Genomic DNA, 23045 nt, shown 5'->3' with positions numbered 1-23045 from the left:
TAATTGTTGTTAGCAAATTAGAATTGAAGACCACCTTCTCTGGCACCATCCGCTACTGATTTCACACGACCATGGTAGAGGTTACCACCCCTGTCGAATACACAGGTAGTCAGCCCTAACTCGATGGCTTTGCGGGCTACTGCAGCACCAACCAGTTTCGCTTTCTCGATCTTGGTTACCTTCTGAGCAGCGATGTCTTTATCTCTTGATGAAGCAGCTGCCAGGGTTACCGAGTTATCATCGTCGATCAGCTGAGCATAGATCTCCGCGTTGCTTCTGAAAACAGATAAACGGGGTTTCACTGCTGTACCAGCCACTTTCTTACGGATGCGGTACCTGATCTTCTGCCTTTGAATTAATTTACCCATTGTTTTATTTTTTAGCCTTCCGATTCTGCCGGAAAGTTTGTTATTGTTTTATTTATTTACCTGCTGCTTTACCTGCTTTTCTTCTCAGGATCTCACCAGCGTATTTCACACCTTTTCCTTTGTATGGCTCAGGCTTACGTAAGCTGCGGAGTTTAGCGGCAACCTGTCCGATCAGCTGTTTGTCGATACCTTCCAGCATGATCTTCGGGTTCTGTCCTTTTTCAGTAACAGTGGCTACTTTCAGTTCTTTTGGAATTTCGATCACGATATTGTGAGAATAACCCAGGGCCAGATCGAGCAGGTTTCCGGTGTTGGCGGCTTTAAAACCCACACCCACCAGTTCCAGTTCTTTCTTGTACCCTTCAGTTACACCTTTCACCATGTTGCTTACCAGTGAACGGTACAGACCGTGCATAGCACGGTGACGGATCTGGTCTGTAGGACGGGTCAGGTTAACCTGGCCATCCACAACAGTTACAGTGATATCCCTGTCAATAGTTTCCTTTAATTCACCTTTAGGACCTTTCACAGCAACAACATTATCGCTGCTAACGGTAACGGTAACGCCTGCTGGGATTACCACCGGTTGTTTTCCAATACGAGACATAGTCGTTTTCTTTTTTTATTTGATGCAATATCCTGTTCCGTGTTCAGCTCCGACTAAAAAGCTTAATTGTCAGTCCAGGGTTTATTCTCAATGGCACTTGTATGCCATCGTAATTCAATTAGTAGATATAGCACAATACTTCACCACCTACGTTCTGAGCTTTTGCCTGCTTATCGGTCAATACACCTTTTGATGTACTCAGGATAGCAACACCCAGGCCATTGATCACACGTTTGATCTCAGAAGGTTTGGCGTACTGGCGCAGACCCGGACGACTAACCCTTTCCAGAGAGCGGATAGCAGCCTGTTTGGTTTGAGGATCGTATTTCAGGGCGATCTTGATCAGACCTTGCTTGTTGTCATCTTCAAACTTGTACTTCAGGATATAACCCTGTTCGTACAGGATCTCTGTTAAGCGCTTCTTCAGATTAGAAGCAGGAATTTCAACCAGCCTGTGGCCAGCCAACTGAGCGTTACGAATTCTGGTTAAGAAGTCTGCTATAGGATCAGTTACCATGTTTATTAGAATTAAATCTTGTTCAAAATTTTGTTTGTTACCGGTTTGCGGCTGCCCGCACCTGGAAACATGTCTTAATTTACCAGCTGGCTTTCTTCACACCAGGGATCTGGCCGTTCAGTGCCATATCGCGGAACACGATCCTTGAGATACCGAAGTAACGCATGTATCCTTTTGGACGGCCGGTTAACTGACAACGGTTTTTCAACCTTACAGGTGAAGCGTTCTTAGGAAGCAGGTCCAAAGCAGCATAGTCACCGGCAGCTTTCAGAGCAGCACGTTTTTCTGCGAATTTGGCAACCATTTTCTCACGCTTGTTTTGCCTGGCGGTAATTGATTTCTTTGCCATGTGATATTAGTTGTTTTCTTTTTTAGCATTTTTGAATGGCATACCCAGTTCTTTCAGCAGCTCGTAAGCTTCTTCGTTGGTATTCGCCGTAGTAACGAAAGTGATATCCAGACCGGTGATCTTGTTCACTTTATCGATATCGATCTCAGGGAAGATGATCTGCTCGGTCACACCCAGGGTGTAGTTACCGCGTCCGTCGAATGCCTTGTCGCTGATACCCTTGAAGTCACGCACACGTGGTAAGGCCACAGAAACCAGCCTGTCCAGGAATTCATACATCTTCTCCCCTCTCAGTGTAACGCGTGCGCCGATCGGCATGCCTTTACGCAGTTTGAAGTTAGAAATGTCTTTCTTAGACATGGTCGGAACTGCTTTCTGACCGGTGATCATGTTCAGTTCTTCAACTGCGATGTCAACCAGTTTCTTATCAGTCACCGCACCGTTAACGCCGCGGTTGATACAGATCTTTTCCAGTTTAGGAGCCTGCATTACAGTTTTGTAAGCGAACTTCTTCATTAAAGCAGGAATAACCTCTTTGGTATATTTATCTGCTAATCTCGGAGTATATTTTACAGTACTCATTATTTGATTACCTCCCCTGATTTTTTAGAGATACGTACTAATTTGCCATTTTCACGGGTGCGTTTTGCTTTCGTTGGCTCACCTTTCTTGGCATCCCATAACATCACATTGCTGATGCTGATAGGTGCTTCGATCTTTACGATACCACCCTTTGTGTTGGCAGCAGAAGGTTTGGTGTGTTTGGTAGCGATGTTAACACCTTCTACCACTACACGTCCCTTGTCAACGATAACTTCCAACACCTTACGGGGCTTTTTCAAGTCCTTGTCATCACCGGCGATCACCACAACGGTATCTCCTTTTTTGATGTTGAATTTGGGTTTGAATCTTGTACTCATTATTTTGAGCTTTTAGCTTTTAGCGGTCAGCCTTTCGCTGACCAATTTATTATATCAACCGTATCGGCTATCAGCTATCGCCAACAGCTAACGGCAGTTTTCTACAATACTTCTGGCGCCAGTGAAATGATCTTCATGTAACCCTTATCACGCAATTCACGTGCTACTGGTCCGAAGATACGTGTACCACGAGGCTCATCTGCGTTGTTCAACAACACAACCGCGTTGTCGTCGAAGCGGATATATGAACCGTCTTTACGGCGCAACTTGTTCTTGGTACGAACGATCACTGCTTTTGATACAGTACCCTTCTTAACACCACCTGCAGGGATCGCATCCTTTACGGTTACTACGATCTTATCGCCGATCTTGGCATAGTCCTGACCACTGTTTCCGAGTACCCTGATACACAGGACCTCTTTGGCACCACTGTTATCAGCTACGTTTAGTCTGCTTTCTTGCTGAATCATCTTTTTTAGCTTTGAGCCTGGGACCTAGATCCCGGCATTTATAACAATTTGTTTCAGAGGCTGTGGCTTTGGTCTACCAACTGCACACAGCATGTAAAAAGCTTACTTCGCTTTTTCTATGATTTCCACCAGTCTCCAGCGCTTTGTTTTGCTCAGCGGACGGGTTTCCATGATCTTAACTACATCACCGATGGCACACTCACTCTTTTCATCATGAGCATGGAACTTGGTGGTTTTCTTTACGAACTTACCATAGATAGGGTGCTTTACTTTTCTTTCTACAGCCACGGTGATGGTTTTATCCATCTTGTCGCTTGTAACCACCCCGGTCCTTGTTTTACGCAAATTTCTTACTTCAGCCATTGTTTAAGTTTTTTAAGCTTTGAGCTACGAGCTTCGGGCCTCGAGCAACTGTATGTTTTCTATAAGCTCACAGCTCACAGCTATAAGCTCACAGCTTTTTAAATACCCATTTCTTTTTTCTTCAATTCCGTTTTCAAACGGGCGATATCCCTGCGGAGACCGCGGATATTCATTGGATTCTCCAGCGGAGAGATCGCGTGGGCGAACTCAAGCTTTTTCAGGCGTAACTGGTCTTCCTGGATCTTTGTTTTCAGATCTGCGATATTCAGATCCTTGATAGACCTGTTAAATTCGTATGTCTGTTTGTTTGCCATTGGGTCAATTTGAAAATTTGAGAATTTGGAAATTTGAAAATTTGGCTTGTGCTTTTTTGAAAATTTCTTTTAAATTTTCGGATCAACACATTTTCAAATTGTCTTTATGCTTGCAAATCTCTTCTTACGATGAATTTGGTTGCGATTGGTAATTTCTGTGCGGCCAGGCCCATTGCTTCTTTGGCAACAGCTTCTGTAACACCATCACATTCGAAGATGATACGTCCTGGTTCTACCACAGCAGCCCAGAATTCAGGATTACCCTTACCCTTACCCATCCTCACTTCGGCTGGCTTACGGGTAATGATCTTGTCAGGGAAAATACGGATCCATACATTTCCCTCACGCTTCATAGCACGGGTCATCGCCTGACGGGCAGACTCGATCTGGCGATTGGTCAACCAGATTGGCTCCAGTGCCTTCAGGGCAAAAGATCCGAATGAAATGGAAGTACCACGCTTTGCTACTTCGCGAATGCGTCCTTTTTGCTGCTTCCTATGCTTACTTCTTTTAGGCTGTAACATTTATTTCAATTTGAAAATTTGTTAATTTGAAAATCTGAAAATGGTCTGCTGAGAGTGGTTATCTGAAAATCAATTTCCAATTTTCAAACTGCCACATTTTCAAATTCAGTTTTTAACTTCTACCTCTTCCGCCTCCACGGTTATCGCGGCCACCACGATCGCCACCACCTCTGCGGTCATCTCTCCTGTCGCCACCTGGTCTGCGGTCTTCACGGCCACCATCCCTTCTGTCGCTCATGTCGTTCTTACCACCTACAAAGTTCGGATTCAGTTCACGCTTGCCTAATACTTCCCCTTTACAGATCCACACTTTGATACCGATCTTTCCGTAAACAGTCTGTGCAAATACATTAGCGTAATCGATATCCATACGGAAAGTATGCAAAGGTGTACGTCCTTGTTTGAACTCTTCGCTACGGGCGATCTCTGATCCACCCAAACGTCCGCTCAGTTTCACCTTGATACCTTCTGCACCCATACGAAGGGTAGAAGCGATCGCCATCTTGGTAGCACGTTTGAAGTTGATACGGTTCTCGATCTGGCGTGCGATGGTGTCACCTACGATGGTGGCATCCAGCTCAGGACGACGGATCTCGAGGATGTTGATCTGAACATCATCCTTACCGGTCAATTTCTTCAATTCTTCCTTAATACGGTCAACTTCACCACCACCTTTACCGATGATGATACCAGGCTTGGAAGTATGGATGGTTACGATTAACTTACCCAGTGTACGCTCAATAACAATTTTGGCAATACCACCTTTGTTAATACGGGCACTCAGGTAAGTACGGATCTTATGATCTTCGATCAGTTTGGATGCGTAATCTTTCTTACTGCCATACCAGTTACTGTCCCATCCGCGGATGATACCTAACCTGTTACCAATTGGATTTGCTTTCTGACCCATATAATGGTTTTACAATTAGTTTTTAGAATCTACGATTAATGTTACGTGGTTGCTGCGTTTACGAACCCTGTATCCGCGGCCTTGTGGTGCAGGGCGCATACGCTTCAGTACACGGCCTCCATCTACAAATACGGTCTTTACCACCAGGCTGCTGTCCGCCGCACTGGCTCCGCCGTTTTTCTGCTCCCAGTTACTGATGGCACTTTTCAGCAGTTTTGCCAAAGGAGTGGCATTGTGCTGTGGATGGTGTTCAAGAATAGCCAGGGCTTTCTCTACTTCCATACCGCGGATCACATCAGCCAGCAAACGCATTTTGCGTGGGCCGGTCGGGTAATTGTTCAGTTTAGCTACTGCTTCCATTTCTTTCTTTGTTTATGGTGTGTGATCTCGCGACCACAGACTATTTACTATTTTTTGGCTCCTGCGTGTCCTCTGAAGTTCCTGGTTGGGGCAAACTCACCGAGTTTGTGACCTACCATGAATTCTGTTACATAAACAGGGATGAACTTGTTTCCGTTATGCACAGCAAATGTGTGACCTACGAAATCAGGCGTGATGGTGCTACGGCGGCTCCAAGTTTTGATGACACCTTTCTTGTTTTTACCGTCGTTGATCGCAACCACTTTACCTTCTAAGTTTGCGTCTACGTAAGGACCTTTTTTTATCGAACGACCCATATTGGTTAATTTGAAAATTTGAAAATTTGAAAATTTTGTTTTTGTGGCGATCTGAAAATCATTTTCAAATTTTCAAATTGCCGTATTTTCAAATTGCTATTTTGCTAATTTTTTTCCGTCTCTGCGCTGGATGATCAGTTTATCGCTACCCTTTCCTTTGGTACGAGTCTTCTCACCTTTTGCATACTTACCGGTTCTGCTGCGTGGGTGTCCACCGGAAGCTTTACCTTCACCACCACCCATCGGGTGATCTACCGGGTTCATCGCAACACCACGAACACGTGGGCGGATACCCTTCCAGCGGTTCTTACCCGCTTTACCGGCAGTTTCCAGGTTATGGTCGCTGTTGGAAACCACACCTACAGTAGCATAACAGTTGATCAATACTTTTCTCAATTCGCCAGAAGGCATCTTCAATACTGCGTATTTCTCTTCTTTGTTGGCCAGCTGTGCAGAAGATCCTGCACTTCTTACCAGTTTACCACCCTGACCAGGCTGTAATTCGATGTTGTGGATCATAGTACCCAAAGGCATATTCTTCATCAACAGGGCGTTACCGATCTCAGGAGCTACTTCGTCGCCAGAGATAACAGTGGCGCCTACCTGTAAGCCCTGTGGGGCAATGATGTATCTTTTCTCACCATCCGCATATTGCAGCAGGGCAATGAAAGCTGTTCTGTTCGGATCGTACTCGATAGAAGCTACCGTAGCGCTAACGCCGGTCTTGTTCCTTTTGAAATCGATGATACGATAGTGGTGTTTGTTACCACCACCCATATAACGGGATACTCGGCGACCGGATGAGTTACGGCCGGCAGTGTTCTTCTGAGGCTCCAGCAAGCTCTTCTCAGGCTCATTGGTAGTGATCTCAGCATAAGCATTACCAATTCTCCAACGTGTTCCTGCTGTGATTGGTTTGTACTTTTTAAGTGCCATTTTTTACTCTTTTTACTACGGACTTTTCAGCTCCGCGTGCTATAATTAAATGTTTGAATACAGATCGATCGTTTCACCTTCTGCTACGGTCACCAGCGCTTTCTTGTAAGCACTTTTCATACCCTGTATGAAACCGGCTTTGGTGTAACGGGTTTTGTTCTTACCTGGAACAACAGCAGTATTCACATCCACTACATTTACTCCGTAGAATTCTTCTACTGCTTTTTTGATCTCCAGTTTGTTGGCCCTGCGGTCTACTCGGAAAGCATACCTTCTTAATTTTTCCTGTTGAGCGTTGGCTTTCTCAGTTAAAATGGGCTTTATCAGTACTTCAGTCAGTTTCATTTGTATCTGTTTGAAACGTTACTTAAATTAAGCGGTTACGCCTTCTTCTTCTGCGAAGATCTTGGCGGTGTTTTCAGTGATCACCAGGACATCAGCATTCATGATCTCATAAGTGTTGATATCAGCCAGTAATGAACTGGTAATATTTGGAATATTGCGTGTGCTCAGGTACAGGTTGTCATTGTACTCTGGTAATACGATCAATGTTTTCTTATTAGCCACGTTCAGGTTATTCATGATATCAACCACCTGCTTGGTCTTGGGAGCATCCATGTTGATGTCTTCCAGAACCACGATGGCGTTATCCTTGGCTTTGTAGCTCAGGGCAGACATCTTGGCCAGGTCCTTCACTTTACGGTTCAATTTGAAATCGTAAGAGTGCGGCTTAGGTCCGAAGATGGTACCACCACCTTTGTACAGCGGGTTACGGATATTACCTTTACGGGCACCACCGGTTCCTTTTTGCTTATGCAGCTTACGGCTGGCACCATGTACTTCGGCACGGGTTTTCACTTTGTGTGTACCCTGACGGCCCTGGGCCAGGTATTGTTTCACAGCCAGGTAAATCACGTGATCGTTCGGTTCGATACCGAATACATCAGCAGGTAATTCAACCGTTCTGCCGGTCTTCTGTCCTTTTATATTTAATACGTCTACTTGCATGTTCTTTCAGTTAAATAGGTGATTACTTCTGGATTAAAACGATGGAACCGTTATGGCCAGGAACCGAACCGCTGATCAGGATATAATTCTTTTCAGGGAAGATCTTAACCACTTTTAAACCTTTCATTTTCACGCGGTCACCGCCCATGCGGCCAGCCATCCTCATTCCCTTGAATACACGGGAAGGATAAGATGAACCACCCACAGAACCGGGTGCACGCTGACGGTCGTGCTGACCATGCGATGCTTCACCCACACCGGAGAATCCGTGGCGTTTTACAACACCCTGGAAACCTTTACCCTTGGTGGTACCAACTACTTCAACACTTTCTCCTTCAGAGAAAATATCAACCGTAATGGTTTCGCCCAATGCTTTTTCTATGGAATAATTGCGGAATTCTTTAACGAATTTCTTAGCGGCAGTTTGCGCTTTAGCGTAGTGATTCAGCTCGGCTTTTGTGGAGTGTTTTTCTTTCTTGTCGCCTAAGCCTAATTGAATGGCAGTGTACCCGTCAGACTCGATCGTCTTCACCTGGGTCACTGTGTTGGGAGCAGCTTCGATGATGGTGCAGGCGGTCTGCTTTCCATCGGCGGCGAAGATGCTGGTCATCCCGATCTTTTTACCAATAATACCTTTCATCTTTTGCGGTTTATAGCCCCGCTTGGTTATGAGGACATCCCGATGATGAATCGGGATTCAATCCTTGTTCGCTACCGACCTTTTCCGTTGTTTTCCTGCTGTAAGCAGGAAGAGGAAGTACCGGTAGTAAACAAACCTCGAAGGGCCTGTTTATATGTTATGATCGCGGATTGTATGATTTTGAAAAGATTCATATGATGAAGCCTCTCTTTCAACCCCGGATCGTTTCTATTCAGAGCTGCTTTCTCCCGCCTGAAGCGGGTTTGGCAGATGAAAATAATTTATAAGAACTAAGTGGCTCATAGCTTACAGCTACCGGCTCACAGCTGCTTTATCAGGCTTTGATCTCAACTTCCACACCTGAAGGCAAATCCAGCTTGCTCAGTGCATCTACAGTTCTTGAAGAAGAAGTGTAGATATCCAGCAAACGCTTGTGCGTGCACAACTGGAACTGCTCACGGCTCTTCTTATTCACGTGTGGTGAACGCAGAACGGTAAAAATTCTCTTATGAGTAGGCAAAGGAATAGGTCCTGTTACCACGGCACCGGTACTACGTACGGTTTTAACGATCTTTTCGGCAGATTTATCCACCAGGTTGTGATCGTATGATTGTAATTTGATCCTGATTCGTTGAGACATAGTCGAAACCCAATTTTCTGATTGGGGTTGCAAAGGTAAGAGCCTGCAACTGAACCGACAAGTATTTTGGAAGTTTTTTTGTGCATTTCCCAAATAAATCCGAAAAAATATCCCCCAAAAAGCCCTGTGGCCAGGTGAATCTGTCCCGGAAAAACCGGGTTATCCAGTTATCCCGGGCCGGCCTATGCTTAGACGACGGGCAAACCCGCATAAAGGAATGATTCCAAACGTTTATCAGACAGCAAGAATTTCCCACCCATTCAAGGGTGATTGACAGGGGAATAGCATCAATTTGATAATTTTACGGCAAGACTACCATCATGGCAAAAATACCCAAGACGAAAGAAAGCAAAGCTGTTCATTCACAGACAGTTACAACATCCCAGGGGTTCAGCTGGAAAGCGCATAACCTAATTCCCCTTGTAACAGCCCTGCTCTATTTTGCCATTCACTTTGTGCCTGACTTTGGTGCATATGACGCCATGGGTTCACAATGGTTATATATGATCATCGTAGATATGTTGGTGGTCATTTTCATCCTGACCCGCAAGAATAGGTACGATGAAGCTGCTTCAAAGGTCTTCGGCAACCTTTTCTCCCGGCTCTATATCGCTTTTTTTCTTTTGGCAGGGATCTCCATTATAACAGCTATCAATCCAACTGAGAGCTGGGTCTGTTATGCAAGGCTGATCGCCACGATCGTGGCTTTTTTTAATGTGAGTATCCTTTTATATAAAAGAAATGACTTATTTAAGATACTTTCCCAGCTGCTTGCCCTGGTGCTGTTAGTAGAATCCTGCCAGGCTATCGCTCATTTCCTGAAAGGTGTTGAGACAACGGATATGACCACGGTCATCCTGGAATTAAAAGGTACCACCGGCAATAAGAACATTTTTGCGGCAAGTACCATTGTCAAAATACCTTTTGCCATTTATTGTATCCAGTCATCAAGGCTGGTTGGAAGAATACTGAATGCCATCATACTGCTGCTGGCAGTTTTGACCATCTTCCTGGTAAATGCCCGTGCCAGTTACGTCAGTTTAGCATTGATCACAATTGTCTATATCCTCTACTGCTTGTGGAATTACCGCACAGAGAAAAAGACAGAAGAAATGCTGTCCCGCCTGGGCTATGTCCTGATACCTGTTATGGTGGCTTTATTTATTTCGCAGGTAGAACTGAGTAATGTAAAAAGCCTCCAGGAGCAGAAAGGGGAAGGTTTTGGTACCGTAGCAGAAAGGGTGGCTACTTTTACTGTCACCAGCAACCAGGTGAGGATCGACCTCTGGCGCCATGCTTTGGATTATACTTCACAACATCCCTGGCTGGGTTGTGGTTATGGCAACTGGAAAATCGCCTCTATCCCCTATCAACGGGTAATTACCAATGACCTCTTTGTTCCGATCCATTCGCATAATGATTTCGTAGAGCAGTTTGCCGAAATGGGTATTGCCGGCGGATTACTCTACCTGGCCATGTTCACCTGTATTGTGGTATTCACTTTCAAAACCTTTTTTGGAAAAGCCACGGAAGATACCAAACTGATCTCCTTGATTTCATTCCTGGCTTTCATCGGATACGCTGTCGACGCATTCTTCAACTTCCCCATGGAAAGACCGATCAGTCAGATGTTTTTTGTATTCATCGCTGCTTTGAATGTATCCGCCTATCTTTCCGGCAAAGAAGCAAAAGAAGATACATCACCCGAAAGCAAGCCCGCAAAAAAAGCCCGGGCAGCTTTGTTTGGTATCACAGCATTACTCCTGTTAATACCGGCATCCTATATTGCATACCTTACTTATCAATCGCTCTCGGTTCAAAAAACGGTAATGGCCGATCTGAACAATGAACCGCTTAAACTGGATTGGAAAACAACCGTTGCGTCCTTTCCATCCATCCCTAACCTGACTGCAACGGCACAACCCGTTGAAGCCATTAAAGGCAGATACCTGTATGAAGCAGGTAAGTACGAAGAGGCCCTGGTTTTACTGGACAAAGGCCGTGTGGCCAACCCCTTTATCGCGTACAGTGAATTTCTGAAAGCCGGACTGTATTTCAAAACAGGCAAATTAGACAGCGCTTTAAGAAATGCCACGTATGCCTACTATACACGTCCGAAAGCAAAAACGTATTACCAGACCCTGATCGCAGTGTTAGCCAAAGTGAAAGATACCAGTGGCATCAAAAAAGCTTTTGCCGAATTTGATAAATACCGGCATGAGCCCATTGGATGGGATCTGTACCTGCGCGGCATGCTGAATGCCCAGGGCCAGGGCAGTAAACACCTGCTTATGATGGCCGATAGTGCCTTGAAGATGTTTGCCAACCAGGAAGGCGTGGCTGCCATTGCAAAAGTGAGGGAAGAGATCATCCAGTTCATGAATACACCAGCGTCTACTACAACTGCAGCAAATGGCATCAATTCTGCAGATCTTGCCATGGCCAACAAATATTATACTGATGGGGTTGCCAGTTTCGGTGCCGGTGTTTTTGGCAAAGACGATCTGGAAAAAGCTGCCAGTTACTTTTTAAAATCCGCTGCCCTCAATCCCGGAAATTATGTAGCTTATGAAAATGCAGCCATCTGCTATTTCAATATGAAACAGTGGGAAAAGTCAATCACTTATTTTAATAAAGTACTTGCTACCAAACAATCCGTAAATGGTAAACCCGAATATTTCAAAGGGGTTGCCCTGTATAACCTGGGACAGAAAGATGCCGGCTGTACCAACCTGAAAGCTGCGCTGGCCAAGGGATGGAAAGATGCTGAAACCATCATAAACGCCAATTGTAAGTAGTGAGTGGTGAGTAGTGAGGCGTGAATGGGCAATTGTCAATAAATTAATCATTGTCCATTGCCGCAACTTCCTACTCACTTACATCACGAAAAAGCCCCGTTACAATAACGGGGCTTTTTCTTTCCTTATTCACTTCACAATACGACTAGTCTTCTACTTTTACTTTCCCTTTGTTCTTGGCAATTACCTCTTCCGCAACGTTGTTTGGTGCTGGAGAATAATGACTGAACTCCATGGTTGAAGTAGCACGGCCGGAAGACAATGAACGCAGCTGGGTTACATAACCGAACATTTCGCTCAAAGGAACTTTGGCCTTGATCACCTGCAGGTTGGCACGGCTATCCATACCTTCCAGCATACCGCGACGACGGTTCAGGTCACCTGTTACATCACCCATGTACTGATCCGGAGTCAACACCTCCACACGCATGATCGGCTCAAGCAGGGTTGGTTTGGCTTTACGACCAGCTTCACGGAAACCAGACTTGGCACATAATTCAAAGCTCATCGCATCAGAGTCCACATCGTGGTAGCTACCATCGAATACGCGGACCTTCATATTGTTAACCGGGTAGCCCGCCAGAACACCTGTAGACATGGCGGTTTCGAAACCTTTGGTAATGGCAGGAACGAATTCTTTAGGGATAGATCCACCAAACAGGTCGTTCACGAACTGGAAATGTTTTCCTTCGTTTTCTTTCAGCCACTCTTCATCAGCAGGTCCGATAGCAAACTGGATATCGGCGAATTTACCACGACCACCTGACTGCTTCTTCAGCACTTCGCGGTGTTCAATAGTGGTACCGAATGCTTCTTTATAGGCAACCTGGGGAGCGCCCTGGTTTACTTCTACTTTAAATTCGCGGCGCATACGGTCGATGATGATCTCCAGGTGCAGCTCTCCCATTCCACGCAGGATGGTCTGACCGGTATCTTCGTCTGTATTGACACGCAGGGTAGGATCTTCTTCTACCAGTTTAGCAATGGCCATACCCATTTTATCAACGTCGGCCTGTGTTTTAGGCTCAACAGCGATCGCGATCACAGGCTCAGGAATGAACATGTTCTCGAGAGTAATTGGATGATCTTCATCGCAAAGGGTATCACCGGTTTTGATCTCTTTGAAACCAACGGCAGCAGCGATATCACCAGCTTCGATGAAATCCACAGGATTCTGTTTGTTGGCAAACATCTTCATGATACGGCTGATACGCTCTTTCTTACCACTTCTTACGTTCAATACATAAGAACCGGCATCAAGGTGACCGGAATAACACCTGAAGAACGCCAGACGACCCACGAAAGGATCGGTCATGATCTTGAATGCCAGGGCCGCAAATGGCTCTTTGGCATCAGCCTTACGAACTTCCGTTTCACCGGTATCAGGATTGGTACCTACGGTATCTTCAATATCAACAGGAGAAGGCAGGTAGCGGCAAACGGCATCCAGTGCGGTCTGTACCCCTTTATTCTTGAAGGAAGAACCACACATCATCGGAACGATGCTCAGGTCGATGGTAGCTTTGCGGATCGCTTCATGCATCTCTGCTTCAGAAATGCTGTTAGGATCTTCAAAGAATTTCTCCATCAGTTTGTCATCATACTCAGCTACGGCTTCCACGAGGCTCTGCCTCCATTCATTGGCTTCTTCCACCATATCAGCAGGAACGTCGATCTCGTCAAAGGTCATTCCTTCTGTTTCCATGTGCCAGATGATCCCTTTCATTTTGATCAGGTCAACCACACCTTTAAAGTTATCTTCAGCACCGATCGGCAGCTGCAAAGGCACCGCTTTGGCACCCAGCATTTCCTTCACCTGTTTTACCACGTTCAGGAAGTCAGCGCCGGAACGGTCCATCTTGTTCACGAAACCGATACGGGGTACTTTGTAACGGTTTGCCTGGCGCCACACGGTTTCAGACTGTGGTTCAACGCCATCCACAGCAGAGAACAGGGCGATCAGACCATCCAGTACACGCATAGAACGCTCTACCTCAACGGTAAAGTCCACGTGTCCGGGAGTATCGATGATGTTGAAATAGTATTTTTTGGTATCAGGGGTTGTTTTACCCAGTACGGTCGGGAAATTCCACTGGCAGCTAACAGCCGCAGAAGTGATGGTAATACCCCTTTCTTTTTCCTGCTCCATCCAGTCGGTGGTGGCGGCACCATCGTGCACCTCACCAATCTTGTGGATCATACCGGTATAGCGCAGGATACGCTCGGTAGTGGTGGTTTTACCGGCATCAATGTGGGCGGCAATACCGAAGTTGCGTTGAAATTTCAAGTCAGCCATAAAAAAGTTCTTGTTTTAAGTTTGATGTTTGGCCAGGTGTCCAAATTTTTTCGAGCCGCAAAGGTAGTAATTCTAACGATTGTTCGATTCTTTGGCTGCCATTAAATTATCCTGTGGAAAACTAGTGAAAAGGCAAAAGTCAAAAGTCAAAAGCCCAAATGAGCACTCGTACCTTTTGACTTTTCACTTTTGATTTTTACATTAATGCATTCAAACAATTGATTATCAACAACTTGATTATTTACTTGGTTTCACAATTACCAGGGCAATATCATAGATGACGGCAGAATTCGACGGAATGGCAGCCGTACCCTGTTCGCCATAAGCCGTAGCCACAGGCAGGATGGCCCTTAAAATAGCGCCTTGCTCTACCCTGTAAAGTACATCACCAGCCCGGAATCTATTGATTATGTAAATAATAGGCATATATCAGGTTGATGACCTGCAGATAACCTACTTCTTCAAAGGGCGGAATATAAGCAGCATAATATAATATAATATAATATAATGTAATGTAATGTAATATATGGTCAGTTCACAGAATTAGGAAGGCCCTTTAGGTGTGGAACGAAAGTGTACAGACGAACTTGGGCCACAGGTATAGCCCCCTGTTCAGGTTAAGTTACGGACAGGGGGGTATGTTTATCGGATAAGCAGACAATTATTTAAATACCAAAAAATGTTAAGGCCACATAAAATATTGCAGGGATAACATTTTGCAGGAGCTTGACTGAGCCTGAAGAAGGGGCATTATTGGGGGTAGCTGAATTTCGATCAGCTCTACGAGTATCAGCAGCGCACTGTTGGGTGGAATCTGGTTATTCCCTTTTTCGTCATACCCAGCAGGCATAGAATAAATACCGGCCATTTAGGTTGTCGATACAAAGGAGCTATGTAACATGATGAAACACCCGGTCTTTTTCATGGTATTGTTTCACACAAACGTAACCCTACCCTAACCAGATCTTTTATTGTGTTACATTGATGGTGCCCGTTCCGGCAATGGTTAGAGTTGCCGAGCCATTGATGGTATAGGTAAGACAGGTTACATTGGTGGCCGTTAAAATAGTTTTCACGCCTGCATTGCTGATGACCAAATTATTATATGTTGTAAACGGGGAGACATTGGCTGTGATGGTTTGTGCACCGGAGCCATTGTAATCAAAGGTACTGTTGGTAACAACATAGTTAGTATTGGTGGCTGAGGCGGTGAAAGTGCCGGCTACGCCGATGGTTCCGACATTGGCGAAAGTAATGGAGCCCGTTGCTTTGTCGCCTGTGATAGTGAGATTATTATAATTAAAAGCAGGGATTCCCTGAGCGACTGTTCCGTTAAAGCTGATGGTACTGCCAGTAATGATGTAGGATGTACTGGTAGCGGTAACAGAGAAGGTGCCTGCCACGCCAATCGTACCACTGCTAGCCAGAGTAATGGCCCCATTCCCCTTGTTACCGGAAATAGTAAGGTTATAATAATTGACTGCAGGAATGTTTTGGGCGGCTGTTCCGTTGAAATCAACCGTATTGCCAGATGCTGTAGCGGCTAATGCGCTAATACTGATTGTACCGCCAATAAAGAGTGTTGCATTGCTCCCCTGCGTAAATGTTCCTGTACCGGCGAGTGCAGTTGTAACTGTTAAAGTACCATTGTTTTGGTATGTTCCGCTCACCGTTACACTGGGTATGGTTAAAGTTCCGGAAATGGTTTTACTGGTTCCGCTCAAAGTATAAACACCTGTACCCGCGTTAAAAGTTCCTGTATTTGAAATATTACCAGGAAGTGTTAGAGCCACATTAGCTGCTGTATTGTTCCAGGTGGCACCCGCATTTACAATTACGTCTCCGTTAAAAGCCTTCGTACCGGTTGCCGAAGCAATGGTTAATACACCACTCGTACCACCGCCCACTGTTGTGGTGCCTGAAACCGTTAAGGCAAAAGCACCTGCTGTAAATGTGGTACCATCACCCACGGTAAGCGTTCCAGAAATGGTTGTGGCAATACCTGTAGAAACACTTGTTGCCCCACTTGTACTAAGGTTATTAAATGTTGTGCCGGCAGAGCCTCCAATTGTTTGTGTAGTGCCATTAAAATTAATGGTTGAGCCGGTATTCGTAAAGGTGCCACCATTGTTGGTCCAGTTACCGGCAACATTATGGGATCGCGAACCGGCTGTAAAACCGGTCCCAGATCCCATAACAAAATCTCCGCCGATTGTCAATGTAGCTGCTGCTGCGGTAGAAGCTGTTCCGCTGAGGGTCAGGTTACCGTTGATGATAGTCAGTCCTGCAGGCATGGTTTTAACCCCGCTGCCGGCGAGTGTAAGATGATGGTAGGTAATGCCTAGTAATGTCTGGGTTCCGGCAAAACCATAGCTAACGGTATTACCGGCAGAGGATGCATCTAAAGTGGTGATACCCGGTGTACCGGTAAAATTGATATTGAGTATACCGGTTGCCCCCTGCGTAAGTATACCCGCTCCTGCAAGAGCAGTGGAAACCGTGAGGGTTCCGTTGTTCTGGTAACTTCCACTCACCGTTACACTGGGTATGGTCAATGTTCCACTAATAGTCTTGCTAGTTCCACTTAATGTATACACCCCTGTACCCGCAGTAAAAGATCCCGAATTAGAAATGTTACCAGCTATAGTAAGTGCAAGATTATTTGCAGAATTGTCCCAGGTAGTACCTGAACCCACAGTCAGGTCTCCATTAATTGTCGTCAAAAGTGAAACGGTTTTTATACCACTTCCGCTAAGCGTGAGGTTATTTATTGTTGATGGAATCCCTGCCATAGCCTGAGCGCCTGCATTATAAAATTCATAATCGGCTGTAGAACTCAGCGTAACGGTTTTTTTGGAAGCCGATGCTGGCAAAGAACAATTTGTGCCAGACACGCCATTGGCATTAGCCGTTCGAAATAAAGTACCGGAAAAAGCAAATGTATTTCCAGGTCCCGAACCGGCTAAAGTAACTTGTGTAGAACTGGTTGATGCAAAATCGACGATTCCATTAATTGTCAAAGTCGCACCATTATTAGTTATAGTTAACGTTGCCGTTGGAGCTACCTGAAGTGTAACACCAGCTCCGAATGTAGTGTTCGAACCAAATGTAGCGGCGATGCCATCACTTATAATAAACACATCACCTGACGTAGTAAATGAGCTCGCAGCAGTCCCCCCTCCGCCTATACCACCTGTATTCCAATTCGTAGCAGTATTAGCAGTACCACTGCCTGCCGTCGTCAGATAATAAGTCGCCGCCTTCAAAGAGGCCGGAATGAAAAATATTATCAGTAAAAAAACAGCCACTCGTAGCACAACTTTTTTCGGAACAGGATTCCTCTGCAGTTTTTTTGCCGGCAAATAATATTTAGAATAGAAACAACACATTTTAAGAAAATTAGATGACACATATTGCAAGAAGATCTTCTTGCAGTTCATTCACCTCTTTATAACTACAGGATATTACTTTTTATTTTCAACAGGTTTGGCATCCTTGGGCTTATTTTGCAACATAGTCTTGATCGCATTCAAATCTGCCTCCAGCTTATCTACCCTTGATGCCTCAGTTTTCAGATTTTGGATATCTGATTTCTGCTGTTCGATGGTTTGCTGCTGCTCTTTCATCGCTTCAATAAGCAGTGCCACCAATTTGGAGTATTCTACTGTTTTAAATCCTCTCTCATCGGTACGAACAACTTCAGGAACCACCTGTTCAATTTCCTGGGCAATTAAACCCATTTGTTTGGTAGTATCAAAACCGTTCGTTGGAAACTCATCTGTTCTCCAGTTGTAATTCACCCCTCGCAATGCCATAACCTTGGTCAATGCATTGGTGAGCACGGTGATATCTTTTTTATACCGGCGATCAGAAGTTTCATTGATGGCACTGGTTTTTAATCTACCAGCCACTTCCAGTTTATAGCTTCCACTTGGAGTTGCACCAATACCTACCGAAGTATTTCCGTTACCTATAGTAACTGTATTGCTGGCTGTGCCGGCATTGGCAATACTTACCGTTCCAATACTGGTTGAGGTTGCGATACTGGTAACATTGGGTTGCGCAGCCGTACTGAGGGTACCAGTAAGCGTGGTAGCGCTCAAAGTTGCTGCAGAAACCGTTCCGCTGGCAGTGAGGTTATTTACTCCACTAAGCGTAGAAGCATTTACCGTACTGGCACTTAAGGTACCCGCAGTGATGGTTCCGCTGGCTGTCAAGCTACTTAAACCGTTCAGTGTAGATGCACTAAGAGTCCCTGCTGATATGGTACCACTCGTTGTCAGGCCACTAAGACCAGTCAAAGTAGTAATAGTCGCAGTTGATGCACTCAAAGTTCCAGCTGTTACTGTGCCACTGGCTGTCAGACCACTCAAGCCACTCAGGTTCGTGATCATTGCATTGGTCGCACTTACTGTTCCAGCTGTTACTGTACCTGATGCAGTCAGGTTATTCACACCATTTATCGTTGTAGTACTTACTGTCCCAGCAGATACGGTTCCGCTAGTAGTCAGGCCACTCAGACCATTTAAGGTAGTAATATTCGCAGTTGATGCACTCAGGGTTCCAGCAGTTACCGTGCCTGATGCAGTCAGGTTATTCACACCATTGATCGTTGTAGCACTTACTGTTCCAGCAGATACGATCCCACTCGTAGTCAGGCCGCTAAGACCATTTAAGGTTGTGATATTTGCAGTTGATGCACTCAAAGTTCCAGCTGCTACTGTACCTGATGCAGTCAGGTTATTTACACCATTTATTGTCGTAGTACTTACTGTCCCAGCAGATACGGTTCCGCTAGTAGTCAGGCCACTCAGACCATTTAAGGTAGTAATATTCGCAGTTGATGCACTTAGGGTTCCAGCAGTTACCGTGCCTGATGCAGTCAGGTTATTCACACCATTTATCGTTGTAGTACTTACAGTACCAGCGGATATAGTTCCACTCGTGGTCAGGCCATTAAGACCATTTAAGGTAGTAATATTCGCAGTTGACGCACTCAAAGTTCCGGCAGCTACTGTGCCGCTGGTTGTCAGGCCACTTAAGCCACTCAGGTTCGTAATCGTTGCATTGGTCGAACTTAAAGTTCCGGCAGTTACTGTGCCGCTGGTAGTCAAGCCACTCAAGCCATTTAAGGTAGCAATATTCGCAGTTGATGCACTCAGAGTTCCGGCTGTTACTGTGCCTGATGCAGTCAGGTCATTCAGACCTGTAAGAGTAGTGGTACTTACTGTTCCAGCAGATACAGTTCCGCTCGTAGTCAAGCTGCCAAGACCATTTATGGTTGTGATATTCGCAGTTGATGCACTCAGGGTTCCGGCTGTTACTGTGCCACTGGTTGTTAGACCACTCAAGCCACTCAGGTTCGTGATCGTTGCATTGGTCGAACTTACCGTTCCGGCTGTTACTGTGCCACTTGCTGTCAGATCATTCAGACCTGTAAGAGTAGTTGTGCTTACTGATCCAGCAGATACTGTTCCACTAGTAGTCAAGCCACTCAAGCCATTTAAGGTAGCAATATTCGCAGTTGATGCACTCAAAGTTCCGGCTGTCACTGTGCCACTGGTGGTCAGACCACTCAAGCCACTCAGGTTCGTAATCGTTGCATTGGTCGAACTTACCGTTCCGGCCGTTACTGTGCCGCTGGTAGTCAGGCTGCTAAGACCATTTAAGGTTGTGATATTCGCAGTTGATGCACTCAGAGTTCCGGCTGTCACTGTACCACTTGCTGTCAGATCATTCAGACCTGTAAGAGTAGTGGTACTTACTGTTCCAGCAGATACAGTTCCACTCGTGGTCAGACCACTTAAGCCATTTAAGGTTGTGATATTCGCAGTTGATGCACTCAGAGTTCCAGCTGTTACTGTGCCACTCGCTGTCAGACCACTCAAGCCACTCAGATTCGTGATCGTTGCATTGGTCGAACTTACTGTTCCGGCAGATACTGTGCCGCTGGTAGTCAGGCTGCTAAGACCATTTAAGATTGTGATATTCGCAGTTGATGAACTTAAAGTTCCGGCCGTTACTGTGCCACTTGCTGTCAGATCATTCAGACCACTGAGAGTAGTTGTGCTTACTGTTCCAGCAGATACTGTTCCACTCGTAGTCAAGCCACTCAAGCCATTTAAGGTAGCAATATTCGCAGTTGATGCACTCAAGGTTCCGGCTGTCACTGTTCCACTTGCTGTCAGATCATTAAGACCAGTAAGAGTAGTTGTACTTACTGTTCCTGCAGATACTGTTCCACTCGTGGTTAGGCCATTAAGGCCGTTTAAAGTAGTAATATTCGCAGTCGATGCACTCAAAGTTCCAGCTGTTACTGTGCCACTGGTGGTCAGGCCACTCAAGCCGCTCAGGTTCGTAATCGTTGCATTGGTCGAACTTAAAGTTCCGGCCGTTACAGTTCCACTCGCTGTCAGATCATTCAGACCTGTAAGAGTAGTGGTACTTACTGTTCCAGCAGATACTGTTCCACTAGTAGTCAAGCCACTCAAACCATTTAAGGTAGCAATATTCGCAGTTGATGCACTCAGAGTTCCAGCTGTTACTGTTCCACTTGCTGTCAGATCATTCAGACCTGTAAGAGTAGTGGTACTTACTGTTCCAGCAGATACAGTCCCGCTCGTAGTCAGGCCGCTAAGACCATTTAAGGTTGTGATATTCGCAGTTGATGAACTCAGAGTTCCAGCTGTTACTGTACCACTGGTGGTCAGGCCACTCAAGCCACTCAGGTTCGTGATCGTTGCATTGGTCGAACTTAAAGTTCCGGCCGTTACTGTGCCACTTGCTGTCAGATCATTAAGACCACTGAGAGTAGTTGTGCTTACTGTTCCAGCAGATACTGTTCCACTAGTAGTCAAGCCACTCAAGCCATTTAAGGTAGCAATATTCGCAGTTGATGCACTCAGTATTCCAGCTGTCACTGTGCCACTGGTGGTCAGGCCACTCAAGCCGATCAGGTTCGTAATCGTTGCGTTGGTCGAACTTAAAGTTCCGGCCGTTACAGTTCCACTCGCTGTCAGATCATTCAGACCTGTAAGAGTAGTGGTACTTACTGTTCCAGCAGATACTGTTCCACTAGTAGTCAAGCCACTCAAGCCATTTAAGGTAGCAATATTCGCAGTTGATGTACTCAGAGTTCCGGCTGTTACTGTGCCTGATGCAGTCAGATCATTCAGACCTGTAAGAGTAGTGGTACTTACTGTTCCAGCAGATACAGTTCCGCTCGTAGTCAAGCTGCCAAGACCATTTATGGTTGTGATATTCGCAGTTGATGCACTCAGAGTTCCAGCTGTTACTGTGCCACTGGTTGTCAAACCACTCAAGCCACTCAGGTTCGTGATCGTTGCATTGGTCGAACTTAAAGTTCCGGCCGTTACTATGCCACTCGCTGTCAGATCATTCAGACCACTGAGAGTAGTTGTACTTACTGATCCAGCAGATACTGTTCCGCTAGTAGTCAAGCTACTCAAGCCATTTAAGGTAGCAATATTCGCAGTTGATGAACTTAAAGTTCCGGCTGTCACTGTGCCACTCGCTGTCAAGCTGCTCAGACCATTTAAGGTCGTAATATTCCCAGTTGACGCACTCAGAGTTCCAGCTGTCACTGTGCCACTCGCTGTCAGACCACTCAAGCCACTCAGATTCGTGATCGTTGCATTGGTCGAACTTAAAGTTCCGGCCGTTACTGTGCCACTTGCTGTCAGATCATTCAGACCACTGAGAGTAGTTGTACTTACTGTTCCAGCAGATACTGTTCCACTCGTAGTCAAGCCACTCAAGCCATTTAAGGTAGCAATATTCGCAGTTGATGTACTCAAGGTTCCGGCTGTTACTGTGCCTGATGCAGTCAGGTCATTCAGACCTGTAAGAGTAGTTGTACTTACTGTTCCAGCAGATACAGTTCCACTAGTAGTCAAGCTGCCAAGACCATTTATGGTTGTGACATTCGCAGTTGATGCACTCAGAGTTCCAGCTATCACTGTGCCACTGGTGGTAAGACCGTTCAAGCCATTCAGGTTCGTAATCGTTGCGTTGGTCGAACTTAAAGTTCCGGCCGTTACTATGCCACTTGCTGTCAGATCATTCAGACCAGTAAGAGTAGTTGTGCTTACTGTTCCAGCAGATACAGTTCCACTCGTGGTCAGACCATTAAGACCATTTAAAGTAGCAATATTCGCAGTTGATGCACTCAGAGTTCCGGCTGTCACTGTGCCTGATGCAGTCAGGTCATTCAGACCTGTAAGAGTAGTTGTGCTTACTGATCCAGCAGATACTGTTCCACTAGTAGTCAAGCCACTCAAACCATTTAAGGTTGTAATATTCGCAGTTGATGTACTCAGAGTTCCAGCTGTTACTGTACCTGATGCCGTCAGATCATTCAGACCTGTAAGAGTAGTTGTGCTTACTGATCCAGCAGATACTGTTCCACTAGTAGTCAGGCCACTCAAGCCATTTAAGGTAGCAATATTCGCAGTTGATGTACTCAGAGTTCCGGCTGTTACTGTGCCACTTGCTGTCAGATCATTCAGACCAGTAAGAGTAGTTGTACTTACTGTTCCAGCAGATACGGTTCCGCTAGTAGTCAGGCCATTCAGACCATTTAAAGTAGTGATATTCGCAGTTGATGCACTCAGAGTTCCAGCTGTTACTGTGCCACTGGTGGTCAGGCCACTCAAGCCGCTCAGGTTCGTGATTGTTGCATTGGTCGA

General features: G+C 45.6%; 24 protein-coding genes. 2 read left to right on the top strand and 22 right to left on the bottom strand.

From position 1 onward, the window contains the following. Positions 1 to 17: 17 nt before the first annotated feature. The 18 genes from rplR to rpsJ all read right to left on the bottom strand — a co-directional run bounded on the left by rplR (position 18) and on the right by rpsJ (position 9243). Positions 18 to 368, bottom strand: coding sequence for a 50S ribosomal protein L18 (rplR, locus tag ACH3Y6_RS10050; protein WP_490835480.1), 351 nt, complete (start codon positions 366 to 368; stop codon positions 18 to 20). 52 nt (positions 369 to 420) lie between these two features. Beyond that, on the bottom strand, positions 421 to 975 hold the full coding sequence (gene rplF / locus ACH3Y6_RS10045) for a 50S ribosomal protein L6 (RefSeq protein ID WP_490835479.1): 555 nt from the start codon (positions 973 to 975) through the stop codon (positions 421 to 423). 118 nt (positions 976 to 1093) lie between these two features. Continuing rightward, positions 1094 to 1492 carry a 30S ribosomal protein S8 gene (gene rpsH, locus ACH3Y6_RS10040; protein WP_490835478.1) on the bottom strand — a complete coding sequence of 133 codons (399 nt, stop codon included), beginning with the start codon at positions 1490 to 1492 and terminating at the stop codon, positions 1094 to 1096. Between the two features lie 79 nt (positions 1493 to 1571). Then, positions 1572 to 1841 carry a 30S ribosomal protein S14 gene (gene rpsN / locus ACH3Y6_RS10035; protein ID WP_490835477.1) on the bottom strand — a complete coding sequence of 90 codons (270 nt, stop codon included), beginning with the start codon at positions 1839 to 1841 and terminating at the stop codon, positions 1572 to 1574. A gap of 6 nt (positions 1842 to 1847) precedes the next feature. After that, positions 1848 to 2423 carry a 50S ribosomal protein L5 gene (gene rplE, locus ACH3Y6_RS10030; protein ID WP_490835476.1) on the bottom strand — a complete coding sequence of 192 codons (576 nt, stop codon included), beginning with the start codon at positions 2421 to 2423 and terminating at the stop codon, positions 1848 to 1850. After that, complete coding sequence (gene rplX, locus ACH3Y6_RS10025) at positions 2423 to 2761, bottom strand: 50S ribosomal protein L24 (protein ID WP_490835475.1); 339 nt, start codon at positions 2759 to 2761, stop codon at positions 2423 to 2425. The genes rplE and rplX overlap by 1 nt, the downstream gene beginning before the upstream one ends. Positions 2762 to 2862: 101 nt before the next feature. Next, positions 2863 to 3231, bottom strand: a complete 369-nt coding sequence (rplN, locus tag ACH3Y6_RS10020) for a 50S ribosomal protein L14 (protein WP_490835474.1) — start codon at positions 3229 to 3231, stop codon at positions 2863 to 2865. Positions 3232 to 3333: 102 nt separating this feature from the next. Further along, on the bottom strand, positions 3334 to 3594 hold the full coding sequence (gene rpsQ, locus ACH3Y6_RS10015) for a 30S ribosomal protein S17 (protein ID WP_490835473.1): 261 nt from the start codon (positions 3592 to 3594) through the stop codon (positions 3334 to 3336). 98 nt (positions 3595 to 3692) lie between these two features. Further along, on the bottom strand, positions 3693 to 3908 hold the full coding sequence (rpmC, locus tag ACH3Y6_RS10010) for a 50S ribosomal protein L29 (RefSeq protein ID WP_490835472.1): 216 nt from the start codon (positions 3906 to 3908) through the stop codon (positions 3693 to 3695). 104 nt (positions 3909 to 4012) lie between these two features. Further along, the gene (gene rplP / locus ACH3Y6_RS10005) at positions 4013 to 4432 is read right to left on the bottom strand and encodes a 50S ribosomal protein L16 (protein ID WP_161818190.1); all 420 of its coding nucleotides are present in this window, start codon (positions 4430 to 4432) and stop codon (positions 4013 to 4015) included. Between the two features lie 112 nt (positions 4433 to 4544). Next, the gene (rpsC, locus tag ACH3Y6_RS10000; RefSeq protein WP_490835471.1) at positions 4545 to 5342 is read right to left on the bottom strand and encodes a 30S ribosomal protein S3; all 798 of its coding nucleotides are present in this window, start codon (positions 5340 to 5342) and stop codon (positions 4545 to 4547) included. A gap of 15 nt (positions 5343 to 5357) precedes the next feature. Further along, positions 5358 to 5702, bottom strand: coding sequence for a 50S ribosomal protein L22 (gene rplV, locus ACH3Y6_RS09995; RefSeq protein WP_490835470.1), 345 nt, complete (start codon positions 5700 to 5702; stop codon positions 5358 to 5360). Between the two features lie 47 nt (positions 5703 to 5749). Continuing rightward, on the bottom strand, positions 5750 to 6019 hold the full coding sequence (rpsS, locus tag ACH3Y6_RS09990; protein ID WP_490835469.1) for a 30S ribosomal protein S19: 270 nt from the start codon (positions 6017 to 6019) through the stop codon (positions 5750 to 5752). A 96-nt stretch (positions 6020 to 6115) separates the two neighbouring features. Further along, positions 6116 to 6955 carry a 50S ribosomal protein L2 gene (rplB, locus tag ACH3Y6_RS09985; protein WP_490835468.1) on the bottom strand — a complete coding sequence of 280 codons (840 nt, stop codon included), beginning with the start codon at positions 6953 to 6955 and terminating at the stop codon, positions 6116 to 6118. 45 nt (positions 6956 to 7000) lie between these two features. Continuing rightward, positions 7001 to 7300 carry a 50S ribosomal protein L23 gene (gene rplW / locus ACH3Y6_RS09980; protein WP_490835467.1) on the bottom strand — a complete coding sequence of 100 codons (300 nt, stop codon included), beginning with the start codon at positions 7298 to 7300 and terminating at the stop codon, positions 7001 to 7003. A gap of 27 nt (positions 7301 to 7327) precedes the next feature. After that, entirely contained in the window at positions 7328 to 7963 is a 636-nt protein-coding gene (rplD, locus tag ACH3Y6_RS09975) for a 50S ribosomal protein L4 (RefSeq protein WP_490835466.1), read from the bottom strand. Positions 7964 to 7985: 22 nt separating this feature from the next. Next, positions 7986 to 8603 (bottom strand): 50S ribosomal protein L3, encoded by a 618-nt coding sequence (rplC, locus tag ACH3Y6_RS09970; RefSeq protein ID WP_490835465.1) that lies wholly within the window; start codon positions 8601 to 8603, stop codon positions 7986 to 7988. 334 nt (positions 8604 to 8937) lie between these two features. Next, entirely contained in the window at positions 8938 to 9243 is a 306-nt protein-coding gene (rpsJ, locus tag ACH3Y6_RS09965; RefSeq protein WP_068242832.1) for a 30S ribosomal protein S10, read from the bottom strand. A gap of 320 nt (positions 9244 to 9563) precedes the next feature. Here rpsJ and ACH3Y6_RS09960 point away from each other — a divergent pair, with 320 nt between their 5' ends. Further along, the gene (locus ACH3Y6_RS09960) at positions 9564 to 12041 is read left to right on the top strand and encodes an O-antigen ligase family protein (RefSeq protein WP_490835464.1); all 2478 of its coding nucleotides are present in this window, start codon (positions 9564 to 9566) and stop codon (positions 12039 to 12041) included. A gap of 145 nt (positions 12042 to 12186) precedes the next feature. Here the strand turns inward: ACH3Y6_RS09960 and fusA are convergent, their stop codons facing one another. The 4 genes from fusA to ACH3Y6_RS09940 all read right to left on the bottom strand — a co-directional run bounded on the left by fusA (position 12187) and on the right by ACH3Y6_RS09940 (position 18938). Next, entirely contained in the window at positions 12187 to 14337 is a 2151-nt protein-coding gene (gene fusA, locus ACH3Y6_RS09955; RefSeq protein ID WP_490835463.1) for an elongation factor G, read from the bottom strand. Between the two features lie 237 nt (positions 14338 to 14574). Continuing rightward, positions 14575 to 14763, bottom strand: a complete 189-nt coding sequence (locus ACH3Y6_RS09950) for a hypothetical protein (protein ID WP_490835462.1) — start codon at positions 14761 to 14763, stop codon at positions 14575 to 14577. A 542-nt stretch (positions 14764 to 15305) separates the two neighbouring features. Then, positions 15306 to 17777, bottom strand: coding sequence for a beta strand repeat-containing protein (locus ACH3Y6_RS09945; RefSeq protein WP_490835461.1), 2472 nt, complete (start codon positions 17775 to 17777; stop codon positions 15306 to 15308). 24 nt (positions 17778 to 17801) lie between these two features. Further along, positions 17802 to 18938 carry a tail fiber domain-containing protein gene (locus ACH3Y6_RS09940; protein ID WP_490835460.1) on the bottom strand — a complete coding sequence of 379 codons (1137 nt, stop codon included), beginning with the start codon at positions 18936 to 18938 and terminating at the stop codon, positions 17802 to 17804. Between the two features lie 4 nt (positions 18939 to 18942). Between ACH3Y6_RS09940 and ACH3Y6_RS09935 the strand changes: the two genes are divergently transcribed. Beyond that, the coding region (locus tag ACH3Y6_RS09935) for a hypothetical protein (protein WP_490835459.1) at positions 18943 to 23045 on the top strand (4103 nt) is incomplete at its 3' end.

The organism is Sediminibacterium sp. FW305-C-269, from assembly GCF_058231045.1.
Note: the sequence above shows the minus strand (reverse complement) of the source record. Positions and strands in the feature narration are given on the sequence as shown.

Coding starts and splice junctions, on each gene's coding strand:
- rplR (WP_490835480.1), bottom strand. CDS start 368: ATGGGTAAATTAATTCAAAGGCAGAAGATCAGGTACCGCATCCGTAAG.
- rplF (WP_490835479.1), bottom strand. CDS start 975: ATGTCTCGTATTGGAAAACAACCGGTGGTAATCCCAGCAGGCGTTACC.
- rpsH (WP_490835478.1), bottom strand. CDS start 1,492: ATGGTAACTGATCCTATAGCAGACTTCTTAACCAGAATTCGTAACGCT.
- rpsN (WP_490835477.1), bottom strand. CDS start 1,841: ATGGCAAAGAAATCAATTACCGCCAGGCAAAACAAGCGTGAGAAAATG.
- rplE (WP_490835476.1), bottom strand. CDS start 2,423: ATGAGTACTGTAAAATATACTCCGAGATTAGCAGATAAATATACCAAA.
- rplX (WP_490835475.1), bottom strand. CDS start 2,761: ATGAGTACAAGATTCAAACCCAAATTCAACATCAAAAAAGGAGATACC.
- rplN (WP_490835474.1), bottom strand. CDS start 3,231: ATGATTCAGCAAGAAAGCAGACTAAACGTAGCTGATAACAGTGGTGCC.
- rpsQ (WP_490835473.1), bottom strand. CDS start 3,594: ATGGCTGAAGTAAGAAATTTGCGTAAAACAAGGACCGGGGTGGTTACA.
- rpmC (WP_490835472.1), bottom strand. CDS start 3,908: ATGGCAAACAAACAGACATACGAATTTAACAGGTCTATCAAGGATCTG.
- rplP (WP_161818190.1), bottom strand. CDS start 4,432: ATGTTACAGCCTAAAAGAAGTAAGCATAGGAAGCAGCAAAAAGGACGC.
- rpsC (WP_490835471.1), bottom strand. CDS start 5,342: ATGGGTCAGAAAGCAAATCCAATTGGTAACAGGTTAGGTATCATCCGC.
- rplV (WP_490835470.1), bottom strand. CDS start 5,702: ATGGAAGCAGTAGCTAAACTGAACAATTACCCGACCGGCCCACGCAAA.
- rpsS (WP_490835469.1), bottom strand. CDS start 6,019: ATGGGTCGTTCGATAAAAAAAGGTCCTTACGTAGACGCAAACTTAGAA.
- rplB (WP_490835468.1), bottom strand. CDS start 6,955: ATGGCACTTAAAAAGTACAAACCAATCACAGCAGGAACACGTTGGAGA.
- rplW (WP_490835467.1), bottom strand. CDS start 7,300: ATGAAACTGACTGAAGTACTGATAAAGCCCATTTTAACTGAGAAAGCC.
- rplD (WP_490835466.1), bottom strand. CDS start 7,963: ATGCAAGTAGACGTATTAAATATAAAAGGACAGAAGACCGGCAGAACG.
- rplC (WP_490835465.1), bottom strand. CDS start 8,603: ATGAAAGGTATTATTGGTAAAAAGATCGGGATGACCAGCATCTTCGCC.
- rpsJ (WP_068242832.1), bottom strand. CDS start 9,243: ATGTCTCAACGAATCAGGATCAAATTACAATCATACGATCACAACCTG.
- ACH3Y6_RS09960 (WP_490835464.1), top strand. CDS start 9,564: ATGGCAAAAATACCCAAGACGAAAGAAAGCAAAGCTGTTCATTCACAG.
- fusA (WP_490835463.1), bottom strand. CDS start 14,337: ATGGCTGACTTGAAATTTCAACGCAACTTCGGTATTGCCGCCCACATT.
- ACH3Y6_RS09950 (WP_490835462.1), bottom strand. CDS start 14,763: ATGCCTATTATTTACATAATCAATAGATTCCGGGCTGGTGATGTACTT.
- ACH3Y6_RS09945 (WP_490835461.1), bottom strand. CDS start 17,777: ATGAACTGCAAGAAGATCTTCTTGCAATATGTGTCATCTAATTTTCTT.